Consider the following 16,030-nt stretch of genomic DNA (forward strand, 5'->3'; position numbering starts at 1 on the left):
TCCGGGGCTCGATGCTACGCATCGCCCCGGAATGACGAGAGCGGCTTCAATACAGCGGCGGAATTTGCCCGACCTTGACCGGGCCGAGCAGCACGGCGCCGTCGGCGAACTTCAACGGGAAGCTTCTCGCCTTCCTGCCTTCCAGCGTGCTCTCGGTGCCGATCGAGTTGATGCCGGCGGCAAGTCCGGCATTGGCGTTCTGCTTGATGACCTTGCCGAGGCCGGGGACGGCGCGGTCGAGCGCGCCGAACAAATTGGTGAGGTCCTGCGACTTCACGCCGGGCGCGACGCGATCGAGCGTTGCCTGCGGCACGCCCTCCTCCAGCATCTTCTCGATGCCGAGCGCCGGGATCACGCGCTCGAGGCCCGTCACGGTCATCTGCAACTCGCCGTCGAGGCGGCCATTGGCCGAGAGGCCGAGCGTGCCGGCCGCGACTGCGATCATCTCGCCCTGCTGGATCCGCGACTGCACGATCTCGATATGGCCGCCGGCCGCCTGGATTTCACGAAAGCGCTGCGGCCAGGGCTTTGGCGTGAGGTCGGACAGGCCGGTGATCTTGGCGCGCGTGTCGGCCTCGAACGGCTCGGCGAGCAGGGGATGCACGCCCTGGATGCTGCCCTGCGCGATATGGGCCACGGTCTCTATCACGGGATGATCGGCCGGCGAGCCGTCCGCGAGACGGCCGTGCAGCTCGACCTGCTTGGCCCGCGCGAGCGGCACCTGCATGCTGCCATCGAGCCGGTTGAGGGTGGGATCGTCGAACACGATGGAGGCGCGGTCCGGCACCGCCGGCAGGCCGACCACGCTGCTACGGCCCTTGCTCCAGTTCACCACGAAGGTGTTCTGCGTAACGCCATCGATCAGCGTTGCGGGCGCGGAGAATTCGGCGATGACGAGCTTGGGATCGTAGACCTGGGCAACGACCAGGATGTTGTCGAGCTTGGCCGTGAACGGCGTCTTGCTCGCGTTCTGCGACACCAGGGCGACGCTGGCGCCGGAGCACTGGACCTCGAAGCGGAACGGGAAGCCGGCGATCGAGCGCTTGGCGCAATCATAGATGCGGCCGGACTTGGCCTCCTGCGCCCGCCAGGCGTCTGCGGCCACTTCGGCCTGCGAGGCCGCATAGAACCAGAAGCAGCTCCACGCGACGGCAAGGACCAGGACGACAACGGGTGCGATGAAAAGGCCCCAACGGGAGCGACGGCCTGCGGCAACGGTCATATTGGACATGCGGCGACCCTTTGACCCCGGATTTTGGCAAATGTAAGCGAGGCGCGCCTGCGGCGAAAGGCAGAGAATTCGCTTCGCTTGGGACCCCCATTCTGGTAGCCGTGCCCGAAATGTCGGAAATTACCCTTTCCTCCATCACCACCGCCAAGGGCGACCTCTGGGTGTTCGGCTACGGCTCGCTGATGTGGCGGCCGGGCTTCGCGTTCGAGGAGCGCGTCCCGGCGCGGCTGGTCGGCGAGCATCGTGCGCTCTGCGTCTATTCCTTCGTACATCGCGGCACGCCGGAAAAGCCGGGCCTGGTGCTTGGGCTCGACCGCGGCGGCGCCTGCCGCGGCATCGCCTTCCGCGTCGCCGAGAAGAATCGCGCAGACGTTGTCGCTTACCTTCGGGCGCGAGAGCAGGTCACGTCGGTCTATCGCGAGGTGATGCGCTCGGTCTGGCTGGAGAACGATGCGCGGGCGCGCGTCTCCGCGCTCGCCTATGTCGTCGACCGCGGCCATGTTCAATATGCCGGCCGGCTCTCGCTCACCGAGCAGCACCGTCATGTCGTCCAGGGCCACGGCCAGTCGGGCGCCAACCGCGACTACGTCACCGCGACGGTGAAGGCGATCGAGGCCGAAGGCTTTCGCGATGCGCAACTGCATCAGCTTGCGACCATGCTGCATGGTGATGGGCATTCCCTGCACGCGCCGACGCCAGCCGAAGATCGCTAGCCCCCGGTCGGCGCGTAGCTCGGCGCCGAGCCGATCAACTGCTCCTGCTCCTTGCGGCCCGCTTCGACGAGACGGCCGGTCGCATCCTCGATCGCCGTTTGCACGCGGGAGAGAAACTCGTCCTTCGGCAGGCCCGGCGGCAGTGGGGGGAGGAACTCCACCACCAGCGTGCCGGGATAGCGCATGAAGGTGCGGCGCGGCCAGAACAGGCCGGAGTTGAGCGCAATCGGCAGGCAAGGCACGCCGCAGGACGAATAGATCTGCGCAAAGCCGGTCTTGTAGTCGGGCGGAGCACCCGGCGCGCGGCGCGTGCCTTCCGGAAAGATGACGAGCTGTTTTCCGCCCCGTACCGCCTCACGCGCCCGCCGCGTCATGTCGAGCAACGCCTTCACGCCGGCATTGCGATCGATCGCGATCATCCCGGTCTTGACCAGGAACTGGCCGAACACCGGGATCTGCATCAGCTGGCGCTTGAGGATGAAGATCGGGCGGTTGAAGAAGCCGGGCAGCACGAACGTCTCCCAGAACGACTGGTGTTTCGCGACGATCACCAATGGTCCGGTCGGGATGTTCTCGACGCCGCGGAATTCCACCTTGATGTTGCAGATCACGCGCATCAGGACCAGCGTCGCCTTGGCCCACCATTGTGCGACCGTCAGCATCGCGCGCGGCGGCAATGCGAAGGTCGGCAGCGCCACGATCGCGAGGCACACCAGCACGGCATAGAACAGCACGTTGAACACGAGCGAGCGCAGGAAAACTGGGAACATCGAGGATCCGATTATTTTGCCGATCAGTTGGCCTGGGCGGTGGCGGGCCGCCTCGGCTGCTGACCTGCAGGCTGCTCCGACATCTCGGGCGAAAGGTCAATCCCGAAATCCTCCAGCCGCACCCTGAGCTCGGCCGCGATGTACTTGACATATTCCAACAACAGCAGCCGCAGGGTGGAGGCCGAGGTCCACCACGGCTCCTCGCGCCATTTGTCACCGACCACCGCGAACGGGATCAGAATCGTCTGCGGCATCGCATGCGAGAATTCCACCAGCGCACGCGGCATGTGGTAGTTCGAGGTGACCACGATCAGCGACTTGAACCGGCGCCCCTCGGCCCAGCGCCGCGCCTCCGCCGCGTTGCCGCGGGTCGAGAGCGCGGTGCGGTCGAGATCGACGCAACAGGTCATGAAGGACTGGTTCTCCGGCAGCGTCCGCGAGATGTCACTCGCCGTCGACGTCGGATGCACGCCGGAAATCAACAGCCGCTTGCCGTATCCGGCAGCGAGCAGCTCCATCGCATCCGACACCCGCGAGGAGCCGCCGGTCAGCACCACGATGCCGTCAGCCTTGCGGCTTGGCGCGATCTCGGCGCCGCGCAATTGCGACAGGAACGCGATGAAGCCCGCCGCAGCGCCGACGAAGGCGAGCGCAATCGTCGACACGATTGTCGCGCGCAGCCAGCCGCGCGGCAGTTTCGGCGATCGATCGTCGGTCGGCGAGGTCATGTGATGTCGGTGATCCCTTCCCTGGGGTGATTTTAAAACGTTTTGAGGCGAAGTGGAGTCCGGTTTCTGAACCCTCTCCCCTTGTGGGAGAGGGTGGCTCGCCGCGAAGCTGCGAGCCGGGTGAGGGGTTCTCTCCGCGCATTCACCTCGACATTTGTACGCGTGGACAGAACCCCTCATCCGGCGCTTCGCGCCACCTTCTCCCACAAGGGGAGAAGGGAAAAAAACCTCAATCCACATCGTTCAACGTCGCGAACAGCGTCTGGCGCGAGGCCACTGCGGTGATGGCGCCGATCAGCACGGCCTGGACCGCGAGCACGATGTAGCCCGAGGGCCGCAGCGAGAAGGTGCCGAGCAGCGCGGCGAACTGGTCGCCGACGGGGGTGCCGGAGAACCAGCCGGCGATCGACTCGGAGAAGCCGAACACCAGCATGGCGACGCCGCCGCCGATCACGCCACCCTCGAGGCCCAGCCGGAGGAAATGACGCAGGAAGTGGTTGGCGATGTAGCGATCGCCGGCGCCGACGAAATGCAGCACCTCCACGATCGGACGGTTCGCCGCCATGGCGCCGCGGGTCGCGAACGAGACCGAGATGATGGTGGCGACGATGACGAGGGCGAGGATGCCGAGGCCGGCAAGCACGGTGGCGTTGGTCATCGAGCGCATCCGCTCGATCCAGGCGCGGTGATCATCGACGCTGGCGCTCGGCGCCACTTGCGTCACGCGGGCGCGCAGGGCGCCGAGATCGAGTTGCGTGCCGGGCTGCACGCGCGCGATGATCATGCGCGGCACCGGCAGATCGTCCATCGACAGGCCGGTGCCGAGCCAGGGCTCGAGCAGCTTGCCGCTCTCCTCCCGGCTGAACGGCTTGACCTCGACGATGCCGGGCTGCGCGCGCATCGCCTCGGTCACGGCCGCGGTGTCGCGGTCGAGATCGCGCCCCGTTTGCGGGCGGACCTGAATGGTGATTTCGCTCGCGACGTCCGACTGCCATTCCGCGGCGGAGGCGCTGACCAGGAGCACCGTGCCCGTGGTCATCGACGCCAGGAAGGTCATGATGGCGACGACGGCAACCAGCGCACGGCCGTGGATCGAGGCGCGCGGCACGATCGGCGACATGTTGCGCGCCCTGGCCGGAAGCTGCGGACGCTCCTGTCCGAGATCGACCAGCACGCCGCGCTCGTCGGTCCTATTCATAGACGTGCAGCCGTCCCTGATGCAGCACGAGACGGCGGGCCTCGTATTGATCCATCAGGCCGATGTCGTGGGTGGCGATGATGACCGCGGTGCCTGACTTGTTGAGCTCGATGAAGAGCCGCAGCAGGCGGCGTCCGAGTGTCGGATCGACGCTGCCGGTCGGCTCGTCCGCAAGCAGCAGCTGCGGCCGCGAGATCACCGCGCGCGCGATCGCGGCGCGCTGCTTCTCGCCGCCCGACAGGATCGGCGGCAGCGCGTCCATGCGCTCGCCAAGCCCGACCCAGCGCAACAGATCGATCACCTCCTTGCGATAGCTCGACTCGCTGCGCCCCATGACGCGGAACGGCAACGCGACATTCTCGTAGGTCGTCATATGGTCGAGCAGGCGGAAATCCTGGAGCACGATGCCGATGCGCTTGCGCAGATCGGCGATCTCGTCCTTGCCGAGCTGCGAGATGTCGTGGCCGAACAGATTGACGAGGCCCCGCGTCGGCCGGTGCGACAGGAACAACAGGCGCAGCAGCGAGGTCTTGCCGGCACCCGACGGGCCGGTGAGGAACTGGAACGAATGCGCCGGGATCTGGAAACTGAGGTCGCGCAGGATCTCCGGCCCCAGACCGTAACGCAATCCGACATTTTCGAACCGAACCAAGTTCAGCTCCGTTCGAGAGGGGGCGCGGGTCGCATTGCTGCGCTCCGCCATGCGCGATCAACGGGTTTTGCCGCCGTTATGGTTTCCGGTTCGTTAACGGTCGGCCTGTAGCATATTTGGCAACATCCTGGCCGTCCCGTCCTTCCTGGCGGGTCATGGTCAAGACCTCGTTCAAGTCCCGGTTCATGCATCAAGGCTCGTCCATGCATATCGTCTGCCCCCATTGTATGACATCCTACGCCATCAAGCTTGCGAGCCTGGGGGCGAACGGGCGGGCGGTCCGCTGTTCCCGTTGCAAGGAGACCTGGATCGCCCATGCCGAGGATGCCATCGAGGAGGCATCCGTCCCGGCCATGGCGGCAGCCAGCCAGGCCGACGACCAATCCGATCTCGCCGAGCAGTGGAACTCCTACGCCAAGGACGAGAGCGCCACTGATACGCCCGTGGTCGATAGCCCCTCGATCGCCAGCGACTGGCCCGATGAAGAGGCCAAGGACACCGAGGACGAGTGGTCCGCGGCGGCCCGGGCGGCCGAGGAGGAGGTCGTCGGGGTGCAGCACCAGTCCTGGTTCCGCGGCCTGTTCAGCCGTCGCGGTGCACGGGTCAGCCGTCCGGTCGCCGCCACGCCCCCTAGAAAATCCTATTTCGGTCTGCCGACCGCCTGCGCCGCCATGGGCGCGCTGGTGCTGGCGCTGGTGATCTGGCGCGGCGACATGGTGCGGCTGCTGCCGCAGACGGCGGCGTTCTACAAGATGGTCGGGCTCGAGGTGAACCTGCGGGGCCTCGCCTTCAAGGACGTCAAGCTGTCCAGCGAGACCGTTGACGGTAAGCAGGTGCTGGTGATCGAGGGCATGATCGTCGGCGAGGGCAAGAAGCCGCTCGACATCCCGCGGCTGCGCTTCGCCGTGCGCGACGCACAAGGCGCGGAGATCTACGCCTGGAATACCGTGCTGGAGCAGACCGTGCTGCGGCCCGGCGAGCGCGCTTTCTTCCGCTCTCGCCTCGCCTCGCCGCCGCCAGAGGGCCGCAATATCGATGTCCGCTTCTTTAACCGGCGCGACATTGCCGGCGGCAGCGTATAATCAGCTTGCACAGTCCTGCACGGGAAGGTTCGTCCCAAGAGTTGATCTGATGCCTAAAATCCTGATCGCCGACGACGAGGATTCGATGCGCCAGCTGGTGGCGCGCGCGATCGCCATGGACGGCCACCAGACCGTCACCGCGCAAGACGGCGCCGAGGCGCTGGAGATCCTGACCCGCGAGGACGGCGCCTTCGACCTCCTGCTCACCGACATCCAGATGCCTGTCATGGACGGTATTGCGCTCGCGCTTTCGGCCGCACGCGATTTTCCCGATCTGACCATTCTCTTGATGACCGGCTTCGCCGACCAGCGCGAGCGCGCCTCGAATCTCAATGCGCTGGTGCACGACGTCGTGACGAAGCCGTTCTCGGTCGCCGACATCCGCACCGCCGTGGCGGACGCGCTGGCGGCGAAGAAGGGTTAGTGGCGGGCGCCCTTAACCACACATACCGCTGTCATGCCCCGGCTTGTCCGGGGCATCCAGTACGCCGCGGCCTATCGACTTAGTCACTGCTGTCTCTGGAATACTGGATCGCCCGGTCAAGGCCGGGCGATGACAGTGAGCTTGTGGCGACTTCGCCTCAGAAATCCTTCAGCAGGCGCTCGATGTAATCGAGCTCGATCTGCGGGCGCGAGCTGTCGCCGAGGCGGCGGCGGAGCTCTTCGAGGATGCGGCGGACGCGCTGGGCGTCGATCTCGCCGGGAATCTTGACGGAGTAATCGTCGCTGAGATCGCGGCCGTGAAGCGGGCGCCCCAGCGGATCGGTCTGATTGCCGCCGCTCTGCTGACGGCCGGCGCGATTGCCGGGACCATCGCCCTGCCCGTCGCCATCGCCCTGCTGCATCGCCTCGGCCATCTTCTGCGCGCCCTTGCGCATGGCATCGAGAGCCTTGCCCTGCGAGTCCACGGCACCGTCGGCATTGCCCTCGCCGAGCTTCGAGCCGGCATCGCCCATGGCGCCATCGGCGGCGTCGAGACTGCCGTCGTCATCGCCCTGGTCGCCGTCCTGATCGCCGCTCTGGCCCGGATCGCCCTGCTGGCCTTTCTGACCCTGCTGGCCTTTCTGGCCCTTTTGTCCCTTCTGCGCGAGGCCGCGCTTGGCGAGCTCGTCCTGCAGCTTCTTCAGGCGGTCGCGCAGCGACTGCTGATCCTGCTGCAGGTCCGACATCGACTGGTCGCCCTGCTTGCCGCGCGAGCGGTCACGCCGAGAGTCCTGGCCCTGCTTGAACGTCTTGTCGCGCAATTGCTGCTGTTTGCGGATCATGTCGCTGAGTTCGTTCAGCGCCTGCTCCATCTCGCTCTCGCCGGATTGCCCGGGTTGCGCCATCTGGAGATTTTCCATGATCTGCGCGAGCTGCTCCAGCATGCGCTGGGCCGCCTCCTTATTGCCTTCGCGCGCGGCCTTCTCGATCTGCTTCAGCAACTCGTCGAGATCGCGTTGCGTGATGAAGTTGCGGTCCCGGCTGGAGGACTGACTCCGCTCCGTCGCCCGCTTGTATTCCTCGAGCTTCTGGATGGCGTCGGACTGGTTGCCGAGGCTCTTGCCGGATTCCTTCTGCCTGAGGCTGTCGCCGGACTCCTGCATCGCCTTCTCGGCGCTGTCGAGCAGCGCGTCGGGATCCTGATCCAGCTGGGCAACGGCCGGCGAGACACCGCCGAGCAGCAGAGCGAGGCAGGCGATCGACATCGCCTTCAAGACTGGCACGCGTGCTAGCTTCCGCATTTCCGGTCCCGCGTAAACTGGTTGGTCTTGTCGTCCCCCGCCTTGTTGGCCCGGTTGTTCGCCGACTTCCGATAGGCCTGAAGCTGCTCGCGCAACGCGTCCTGCTGCTGCGCCAGCTCTGCGAGCTGCTCGACCGTCGCGTGCTGGGTCTTCTGTCGCAGCTCGATCGCCTTGTCGAGGATGAGCTGGACCTCGGCCGGGAACGGCTGCCGCGGTCCGAGCGGATTCTGCTCGGCGCGCCGGGCGAGATCACGCACCTTGCCGGCCATGGCCTCACGAAGCTTCTGCGTCAGCACCTTCAGCTCGTCCTCGCTGGCGCCGCGGTCCAGCGCCGCCTTGAGCGCGTCCTGCGCCGAGCGCAGCGCGGCGTTGACGCTGCCGGCGACGCCGTCGTCCTCGATGGTGGTCGCGAAGGCCCACATGCTCGCCACGACATTGCGCAGCGCGTCGTCGGTGCGGGCGGCTTCGAGCTGGGTGGCAAGGCTCCGGAGGCCGAGATAGCAGCCGGCATCCGGCGTGAACAATTCGGGTGCGATCATCAGCGCGTCGAGCGCGGTGTAGACGTCCGAATTCTTGTTGGCATCGAGCGCGAGGATGCGGCGCTGCTCGATCAGCGCGCGCGCGAGCGAGTTGGTGAACAGACGCTCGGGCAGGCGCATGTTGAAGGGTTCGCTCCTGGCCTCGTTGCCGGCTTCGTCCTTGGCGGTGAGCGTCAGCGTGACGTCGGCGCCGGCATAGGGATCTTCGCTAAGGTCCTTCACCGTCTGGCCGACTCCGTTGCGCGTGCGCGCATTCGGCAGCACCAGCGGGAATTTCGGCGGCTCGAACAAAGGCCGCGCCGCGGTCTTGCCGTCGGTCTCCTTGCCGCCGTCTTTGGCGTCGTTCGCGCGCAAGGCGATGTGCGCCTCCGCGCCGGTAACGCCGTAATCGTCCTCGATCTTGTAGGAGAGCTGAAGCCCGCCGCGCGCCTGGCGCTCGGGATCCTTGGCGAGCGAGATCGTCGGTGCACGGTCCGGGGTTGCCGCAAACGCCCATTGCGGCTGGCCGGAGGGCGCACGGACATGCGCGGTGCCGTCGGCGGTGATGGTGAAGTGCTTCTCGTTGGTGCCCTTGGGCGCGGCCTCCGTGGGGGCAACCTCCTTGAGGCCGCTGGAGACGACGACATCGAGAGCGCCGCCGGAGGAGCGCACGATCAGGGTCGAGCCGGCGGGAACGGCAAGCGGACCGGCGGCCGGCAGCGCGGCGGCCTCCTTGTTGGCGGCCGACAGGATGATCGGCGGCTTGCCGGTATAGAGCGGCGGGGTCACCCAGGCATCGACCCGAACATTGGCCGGCGCCAGCACGCCGTTCCAGTCGAAGGCAGCCCCGAGCCGCATCGCACGCTCGTCGCCGGCGGCGAAGAAGGTGGCGACCAGCAACACCATGACCAGCGCGCGCAGCGCCCAGGGATCATGCAACGCCAGCCGCGGATGCGGCAAACCGGCGCTGATGCGCTTGAGCGAGGCCAGCGTGCGCTCGCGCTGCGCCTGCCACAGCGCCTGCGCGACCGGATCCTGCGAGGACAGCGTATCCGTCAGCGTCGTGGCCGGGCGGTGTCGGATGCCGGAGCCGCGGTCGAGCCGGCCAAGTGCCTCCTCGCGGCTCGGCCAGCGGTAGCGAATCAGGGGTAACAGCGCGGCAATCGCAATGCCGGCGAAAATGAAAAGACCGATGGCACGGGCAATGAACGGCAGCGCCAGCCAGAGGCCGGCCCAGGACACCACCAGGAACAGCCCGACGACGGTCAGAAGCCGCGCCAGATGCGGCCAGGCACGCTCCCACGCGATGGCATAAATGGCCCGATCGAGGGCCTGCGCCAGCTTCAGCCGCGACAGAGCGTCACTGTCGCGGGTCGGGTCTGACGGGTCGGGGGTGACGCCGTTCAATCAACTCTCCAGGTTGCCCGGTCGAGGGGAGCCTATCACAACGGCAGCACTGAGGCATCCGTTCCGGTACGGGAGACACCCCTTTTCCCGCATAACACGAGGACGTGACTGGCCCCGCCCGACCCCGTAATTTCCGCGCGCCACCCAAGGGAAATGCAGGGAAAGCAGAGGGAACGCCATGGACAAGAAGATGCACGACAAGGGGCTGGAAGTCCGCAAAGCGGTGCTCGGGGAAGCCTATGTCAACAACGCCCTGAAGAACGTCGACGACTTCAACCGTCCGTTCCAGGAGATGCTGAACGAATATTGCTGGGGCACCGTGTGGGGCCGCGAGGAGCTGCCGCGCAAGACCCGCAGCATGCTCAACATCGCCATGATCGCGATCCTCAACCGCCAGCACGAATTCCGCGCGCATCTGAAGGGCGCGCTCACCAACGGCGTCACCCGCGAGGAGATCCGCGAAATCCTGATGCAGGTCGCGATCTATGGCGGCATGCCGGCCGCCGTCGACAGCTTCCGCATCGCGCGCGAGGTGTTTGCGGAGATCGACGGCAAGGCATGAGGCTTAGCGCCAATCTCCACTGTCATCCCGGACAAGCGGAGCGCAGATCCTGGATCCATAACCACAGGGAGACGTGGTTACGGGGACCAGGAGTGACCGCTTCGGCATAACAACTCCTCCCGGGATTGGGTCCCGGATCGGCGCGCGCTTTGGGCGCGCTTGTCCGGGACGACAGCGCGGATGACGCAACAACAACAAACAGAAGGAAACACCATGGACATCGGATTCATCGGCCTCGGAAACATGGGTTTCCCGATGGCGAGGCGGCTGATCGAGGCAGGACACAGGCTCGTCGTGTTCGACACCCGCAAGGAGGTCGCGGACAGGCTCGCGGCGCTCGGCGCCACAGTCGCGACATCGCCGAAGGACGTCGCCGACCAGGTCGAGACCGTGATGGCGAGCCTGCCCTCGCTGCAGGCCTCGCTCGAAGTTGCCACCGGCGCGAACGGCGTGATCGAGGGCAAGCGTGCCAAGCGCTTCGTCGACCTCTCCACCGTCGGCTCGGCGATGGCCGTGAAGATTCACGGCCTGCTCGCCAAGCGCAACATCGTGCAGATCGACTGCCCCGTCTCCGGCGGTGTCGGCGGCGCCGAGAAGGGCACGCTGGCGGTGATGGTGTCCGGGCCCAGGTCCGAGTTCGAGCTGCTCAAGCCGGCGCTCGACGTGATCGGAAAAGTGTTCTTCATCGGCGAGAAGCCCGGTGCGGCCCAGACCATGAAGCTCGCCAACAATTTCCTGTCGGCGACCGCGATCGTGGCGACGTCCGAAGCGGTGGTGATGGGCGTCAAGGCCGGGCTCGATCCCGCCGTGATGATCGACGTCATCAATGCCGGCTCCGGCATGAACACCGCGAGCCGCGACAAGTTTCCGCGCGCGGTGCTGCCGCGCAGCTTCGATTTCGGCTTCGCCACGGGACTGATGGTGAAGGACGTCCGGCTCGCGCTGGAGGAGATGAAGCAGCTCGGCCTGTCGATGGAGGTCGCGGATGCAGTCGGACGGTTGTGGGAGACCGTGATCAGCGCGGAGGGCGCCGAGTCCGACTTCACCGCGGCGATCAAGCCGATCGAGAAGAAGGCGGGTGTTGTGGTCGGCGGAGCGAAGGGGGGATTGGCCGGGAAGTAGCCATCCCGCAACCGCTTCAGTAGCCCGGATGGAGCGCAGCGTAATCCGGGATTGTTGCCGCTGGACGAGACCCCGGATTTCGCTGCGCTCCATCCGGGCTACGGTCAATGGCTCACAGCCACGGCGCGGGCTTATCCATCGCAATCAGCTGCTCGACCTCGATGCGCGGGCGCACCACGGCGTATTGATCGTCCTTCACCAGTACCTCCGGCACCAGCGGCCTTGTGTTGTAGGTGCCGGCCTGCACCGCGCCGTAGGCACCTGCGGTCATGATGGCGATGAGATCGCCGGGCGCGGGCGTCGGCAGCGTGCGGTCGAGTGCCAGATAGTCGCCGGTCTCGCAGACCGGGCCGACGACGTCGGCCATGATGGTGGCGGCGCCCTTGGCAGGCTGCTTCACCGGCAGGATGTCGTGATGCGCCTCGTAGAGCGTCGGGCGAATGAGGTCGTTCATCGCGGCGTCGATGATGACGAAATTCTTGCCGTCGCCGTGCTTCACATAGATCACCTTGGCGACCAGGATGCCGGCATTGCCGACGATCATGCGGCCCGGTTCGAACATCAGCGTGCAGCCGAGATTGTGGCTGACGCGCTTGACCATGGCGGCATAGGCGGCCGGCGCCGGCGGCGCCTCGCGATCCATGTAATAGGGAATGCCGAGGCCGCCGCCGAAATCGACGTGGCTGATATTGTGGCCGTCGGCCCGCAGCGTCTGCACGAATTCGGAGAGGATGCGGAACGCCGTCTCCATGCCGGAGAGGTCGGTGATCTGGCTGCCGATATGCACGTCGGTGCCGGTTACCTCGATGCCCGGGAGTTTCGCGGCGCGCGCGTAGACCTCACGGGCATGCACGATCGGGATGCCGAACTTGTTCTCGGACTTGCCGGTCGAGATTTTTGCGTGAGTGCCGGCGTCGACGTCGGGATTGACGCGCAGCGAGATGCGCGCGGTCTTGCCCATCTCGGTCGCAAGCCGCGACAGCAGCTCGAGCTCCGGCTCGGATTCGACGTTGAGGCAGAGGATGTCGGCGGCGAGCGCGGCGCGCAGCTCGGTTTCGGTCTTGCCAACGCCGGAGAACAGAATCTTGTTTGGCGGAATGCCGGCGGCCAGCGCGCGCTTCAACTCACCGCCCGAGACCACGTCGGCGCCGGCCCCGAGCTTGGCCAGCGTGCGCAGCACCGACTGGTTGGAGTTCGCCTTCATGGCGTAGCAGACCAGCACCTTTTCGCCGGCGAAGGCCTCGGTGAAGACGCGATAGTGCCGCTCCAGCGTCGCGGTCGAATAGCAGTAGAACGGCGTGCCGACGGTCGCGGCCAGCTCGGACAGGTTCACCGCCTCGGCGTGCAGCACGCCGTTGCGATAATCGAAATGATTCATGGCTTAGGCTCGGTTGCCCCGGCTTATTTCTTGCCGGGCGGTTCGTCCAGGAGCGGGTCGAGAATAAACGGTTTCTTCCGGCCCTTGGCCGCCGCCGGCGCGGCATCCGCACCCGATGAGGTGGGATTGAACATGCTCGACGACTTCTGGGCTGCGCTCTCGGTGTCGGTTGGAGCTGCAACGTTGGCCGTAGGCGCGTTGGAGGCGGTCGGCGGCAGATCCAGCGGACCCTTGCGGCCGCAGCCGGCCAGCGCGAGCGCCGTCAGGCTCAAGACAATGATGGCCCATCCCGAACCGGCCGGGCGAAACTTTGACGTCACGACGAAATCCCCACTACGGGCCGCACCATACAGAGATTGGCGCGCTCTGGCGAGAGCCGGATGACCATGAAACATCAGCGAAATTTTGCCCTCAGCCCAATTTTCGCTCTTTTTCCAGCCGCTTCGCCCAGGCCTTGGCCTGGGACGCCACGTTCTTCGGCGCGGTGCCGCCGAAGCTGGTGCGGCTCTTCACCGACGATTCGACCGAGAGCACGCCGAACACGTCCTTGGTGATCTTCGGCTCGATCGCCTGCATCTCCCCAAGCGGCAGCTCGTGCAGCGCCACGCCGCCCTCGGCGGCCTTGGCAACGATGCGGCCGGTGACGTGATGGGCCTCGCGGAACGGCATCTTCAGCGTCCGCACCAGCCAGTCGGCGAGATCGGTCGCGGTGGCATAACCCTCGCCGGCAGCCGCTTTCATCCTGGCTTCGTCAGGCTCGAGGTCGCGGACCATGCCGGTCATGGCGCGGATCGCGAGCGACAGCGCGGCAAAGCCTTCCATCGCGCCCTGCTTGTCCTCCTGCATGTCCTTTTGATAGGCGAGCGGCAGGCCCTTCATCACGATCAACAGGCCGTTGAGCGCGCCGATGACGCGGCCGGTCTTGGCGCGCACGAGCTCGGCAGCGTCCGGATTGCGCTTCTGCGGCATGATCGAGGAGCCGGTCGTGAACTTGTCGCTGAGCCGGATCAGACCGACCAGCGGCGAGGTCCAGATCACGATCTCCTCGGCGAAGCGCGACATGTGCACGGCGCAGATCGAGGCTGCCGACAGCGTCTCCAGCACGAAGTCGCGATCGGAGACGGCGTCGAGCGAGTTCGCCATCGGACGGTCGAAACCAAGCGCCTTCGCGGTGGCGTGGCGGTCGATCGGGAACGAGGTGCCGGCCAGCGCGGCGGCGCCGAGCGGCGATTCGTTGAGCCGCTTGCGCGCGTCCTGGAAGCGGCCGCGATCGCGCGCGGCCATCTCGACATAGGCAAGCAGATGATGGCCGAAGGTCACGGGCTGCGCGGTCTGCAGATGGGTGAAGCCGGGCATGACGGTTGCGGCATGTTCGAGCGCGCGATTGACCAGCGCCGCCTGGAACGCGGCAAGCGCGGCATCGGTCTCGTCGAGAACGTCGCGAACATAGAGACGGAAGTCGGTCGCAACCTGGTCGTTGCGCGAGCGCGCGGTGTGCAGGCGGCCGGCGGCGGGGCCGATCAGCTCGGACAGGCGGCTCTCGACATTCATATGGATGTCCTCGAGCGCGCGCTTGAATTCGAAGCCGCCCTTGCCGATCTCTGACAAAATCGTGTCTAGACCCTTGCCGATATTTTTCGCATCAGAGCCCGTGATGATGCCTTGGCTGGCGAGCATCGCAGCGTGGGCCTTGGACGCGGCAATGTCCTGGGCGAACAGGTGACGATCGACGTCGATGGAGACGTTGATCTCTTCCATGATCTCGTCGGGACGTTCCGAGAAACGGCCGCCCCACATCTTGTTGCTCATGATCCCCTGCTCACGCCTTGATTTGCCGCACGTTTGCCGGCCACTGCGAGCCGTACTAAGAGGCCCCTGATAGCCATATCTGCGACCGGATGACAAACGATATGCTCGACAAGAAGCCTTCCGCCACGCGCCGGGTCCCCCTCGTCATCGCCACAGTGGCGATCGGCGGCCTGGCCGGCTTCGCCGCCCTTTACGGGCTGGGCCTCAGCCGGTCGCCTGGCGGCGATCCGACCTGCAAGCCGGCGGTGGCGACGGCCCAGAAAATCGCCCCCCTCGCCCACGGCGAGCTGGCAGCGCTGACCATGGCGAGCGCCCCCCTGAAGCTGCCCGACCTCGCCTTCGAGGACGCCGACGGCAAGCCGAAGAAGCTGTCCGATTTCCGCGGCAAGACGCTGCTGGTGAACCTCTGGGCGACCTGGTGCGTGCCCTGCCGCAAGGAGATGCCCGCGCTGGACGAGCTCCAGGGCAAGCTGTCGGGGCCGAATTTCGAGGTGGTCGCGATCAATATCGACACCCGCGACGCCGAGAAGCCGAAAAACTTCCTGAAGGAAGCCAATCTGGCCCGACTCAGCTATTTTAGCGACCCGAAAGCCAAGGTTTTTCAGGATCTTAAAGCGATAGGCCGGGCCCTGGGCATGCCCACTTCGGTGCTGGTCGATCCGCAGGGCTGCGAGATCGCGACGATTGCGGGACCGGCGGAGTGGGCGAGCGAGGACGCGCTGAAGCTGCTCCGGGCCGCGACCGGCAAGGCCGCCGCGTCGCTTTGAGGTTCAGGCCGTGACGTTGAGATTGCCGCCGACACCCGGGCCGACATTGGCGAGCGAGGGCTGACCGGCGCCGAGCAGCGTCAGGACGGTGGATTTCTCCATATCCGCGTTCTGCTTGGTCAGCGTCGCCGCAATATTCGACTGCAGCGCGCCTTGCTGAGCGGCCAGCATGGTGCTGACCATCGCCATCATGTCCATTACGCGAACCCTCGTACTGGCCGCAGCCTAGGCGCGAGGGGTTAACGCGACATGAATTGTCACGAGTGAGGTGGGGCCGTGTCCCGGACGCGTCGCGTCATGCAATGACGCGACGCCGAGCCGGGACCCATGCATCATCATGCACGCGGCTTACTGGGCCCCGGCTCTGCA

General features: G+C 66.2%; 17 protein-coding genes. 6 read left to right on the top strand and 11 right to left on the bottom strand.

Annotation, left to right across the window (positions count from 1 at the left end; all coding sequences use genetic code 11):
* Positions 1-46 precede the first annotated feature (46 nt).
* On the bottom strand, positions 47-1,231 hold the full coding sequence (locus TSA1_RS20035) for a DUF2125 domain-containing protein (RefSeq protein ID WP_100177852.1): 1,185 nt from the start codon (positions 1,229-1,231) through the stop codon (positions 47-49).
* Positions 1,232-1,341: 110 nt separating this feature from the next.
* On the opposite strand from TSA1_RS20035, the gene TSA1_RS20040 reads away from it, so the two are divergent.
* A complete protein-coding gene (locus TSA1_RS20040; RefSeq protein ID WP_174718986.1) occupies positions 1,342-1,944 on the top strand; it encodes a gamma-glutamylcyclotransferase in 603 nt (200 codons plus the stop codon).
* On the opposite strand, the gene TSA1_RS20045 is transcribed toward TSA1_RS20040, so the two are convergent.
* The 4 genes from TSA1_RS20045 to ftsE form a co-directional block, all read right to left on the bottom strand.
* Positions 1,941-2,714: a lysophospholipid acyltransferase family protein gene (locus TSA1_RS20045; RefSeq protein ID WP_100177854.1), complete on the bottom strand. Its 774-nt coding sequence runs from the start codon at positions 2,712-2,714 to the stop codon at positions 1,941-1,943. The genes TSA1_RS20040 and TSA1_RS20045 overlap by 4 nt on opposite strands.
* A 23-nt stretch (positions 2,715-2,737) precedes the next feature.
* Complete coding sequence (locus tag TSA1_RS20050; RefSeq protein WP_100177855.1) at positions 2,738-3,442, bottom strand: YdcF family protein; 705 nt, start codon at positions 3,440-3,442, stop codon at positions 2,738-2,740.
* A 229-nt stretch (positions 3,443-3,671) separates the two neighbouring features.
* Entirely contained in the window at positions 3,672-4,640 is a 969-nt protein-coding gene (locus TSA1_RS20055) for a cell division protein FtsX (RefSeq protein WP_100177856.1), read from the bottom strand.
* Complete coding sequence (gene ftsE, locus TSA1_RS20060; protein WP_063694655.1) at positions 4,633-5,292, bottom strand: cell division ATP-binding protein FtsE; 660 nt, start codon at positions 5,290-5,292, stop codon at positions 4,633-4,635. The genes TSA1_RS20055 and ftsE overlap by 8 nt, the downstream gene beginning before the upstream one ends.
* Positions 5,293-5,495: 203 nt before the next feature.
* On the opposite strand from ftsE, the gene TSA1_RS20065 reads away from it, so the two are divergent.
* Together TSA1_RS20065 and TSA1_RS20070 are read left to right on the top strand one after the other, a co-directional pair.
* Complete coding sequence (locus tag TSA1_RS20065; protein ID WP_174719319.1) at positions 5,496-6,374, top strand: MJ0042-type zinc finger domain-containing protein; 879 nt, start codon at positions 5,496-5,498, stop codon at positions 6,372-6,374.
* 49 nt (positions 6,375-6,423) lie between these two features.
* The gene (locus tag TSA1_RS20070) at positions 6,424-6,798 is read left to right on the top strand and encodes a response regulator (protein WP_092186647.1); all 375 of its coding nucleotides are present in this window, start codon (positions 6,424-6,426) and stop codon (positions 6,796-6,798) included.
* A gap of 157 nt (positions 6,799-6,955) precedes the next feature.
* Here the strand turns inward: TSA1_RS20070 and TSA1_RS20075 are convergent, their stop codons facing one another.
* Together TSA1_RS20075 and TSA1_RS20080 are read right to left on the bottom strand one after the other, a co-directional pair.
* The gene (locus tag TSA1_RS20075; protein WP_100177857.1) at positions 6,956-8,098 is read right to left on the bottom strand and encodes a DUF4175 family protein; all 1,143 of its coding nucleotides are present in this window, start codon (positions 8,096-8,098) and stop codon (positions 6,956-6,958) included.
* Positions 8,086-10,023, bottom strand: a complete 1,938-nt coding sequence (locus tag TSA1_RS20080; RefSeq protein WP_100177858.1) for a TIGR02302 family protein — start codon at positions 10,021-10,023, stop codon at positions 8,086-8,088. The genes TSA1_RS20075 and TSA1_RS20080 overlap by 13 nt, the downstream gene beginning before the upstream one ends.
* A 178-nt stretch (positions 10,024-10,201) precedes the next feature.
* Here TSA1_RS20080 and TSA1_RS20085 point away from each other — a divergent pair, with 178 nt between their 5' ends.
* Positions 10,202-10,585, top strand: coding sequence for a carboxymuconolactone decarboxylase family protein (locus TSA1_RS20085; protein ID WP_028134137.1), 384 nt, complete (start codon positions 10,202-10,204; stop codon positions 10,583-10,585).
* A 213-nt stretch (positions 10,586-10,798) separates the two neighbouring features.
* Positions 10,799-11,707 (top strand): NAD(P)-dependent oxidoreductase, encoded by a 909-nt coding sequence (locus tag TSA1_RS20095; RefSeq protein ID WP_100177859.1) that lies wholly within the window; start codon positions 10,799-10,801, stop codon positions 11,705-11,707.
* Between the two features lie 112 nt (positions 11,708-11,819).
* Here the strand turns inward: TSA1_RS20095 and lysA are convergent, their stop codons facing one another.
* The 3 genes from lysA to argH form a co-directional block, all read right to left on the bottom strand.
* Positions 11,820-13,085, bottom strand: a complete 1,266-nt coding sequence (gene lysA, locus TSA1_RS20100) for a diaminopimelate decarboxylase (RefSeq protein ID WP_100177860.1) — start codon at positions 13,083-13,085, stop codon at positions 11,820-11,822.
* Positions 13,086-13,108: 23 nt separating this feature from the next.
* On the bottom strand, positions 13,109-13,405 hold the full coding sequence (gene lptM, locus TSA1_RS20105; RefSeq protein ID WP_100177861.1) for an LPS translocon maturation chaperone LptM: 297 nt from the start codon (positions 13,403-13,405) through the stop codon (positions 13,109-13,111).
* 91 nt (positions 13,406-13,496) lie between these two features.
* The gene (gene argH, locus TSA1_RS20110) at positions 13,497-14,894 is read right to left on the bottom strand and encodes an argininosuccinate lyase (RefSeq protein WP_100177862.1); all 1,398 of its coding nucleotides are present in this window, start codon (positions 14,892-14,894) and stop codon (positions 13,497-13,499) included.
* A 101-nt stretch (positions 14,895-14,995) separates the two neighbouring features.
* Here argH and tlpA point away from each other — a divergent pair, with 101 nt between their 5' ends.
* On the top strand, positions 14,996-15,661 hold the full coding sequence (gene tlpA / locus TSA1_RS20115; protein WP_100177863.1) for a thiol:disulfide interchange protein TlpA: 666 nt from the start codon (positions 14,996-14,998) through the stop codon (positions 15,659-15,661).
* Between the two features lie 3 nt (positions 15,662-15,664).
* Here the strand turns inward: tlpA and TSA1_RS20120 are convergent, their stop codons facing one another.
* A complete protein-coding gene (locus TSA1_RS20120; RefSeq protein ID WP_008543352.1) occupies positions 15,665-15,859 on the bottom strand; it encodes a hypothetical protein in 195 nt (64 codons plus the stop codon).
* Between the last annotated feature and the right edge of the window lie 171 nt (positions 15,860-16,030).

This window comes from Bradyrhizobium nitroreducens, from assembly GCF_002776695.1.
GTDB lineage: Bacteria > Pseudomonadota > Alphaproteobacteria > Rhizobiales > Xanthobacteraceae > Bradyrhizobium > Bradyrhizobium nitroreducens.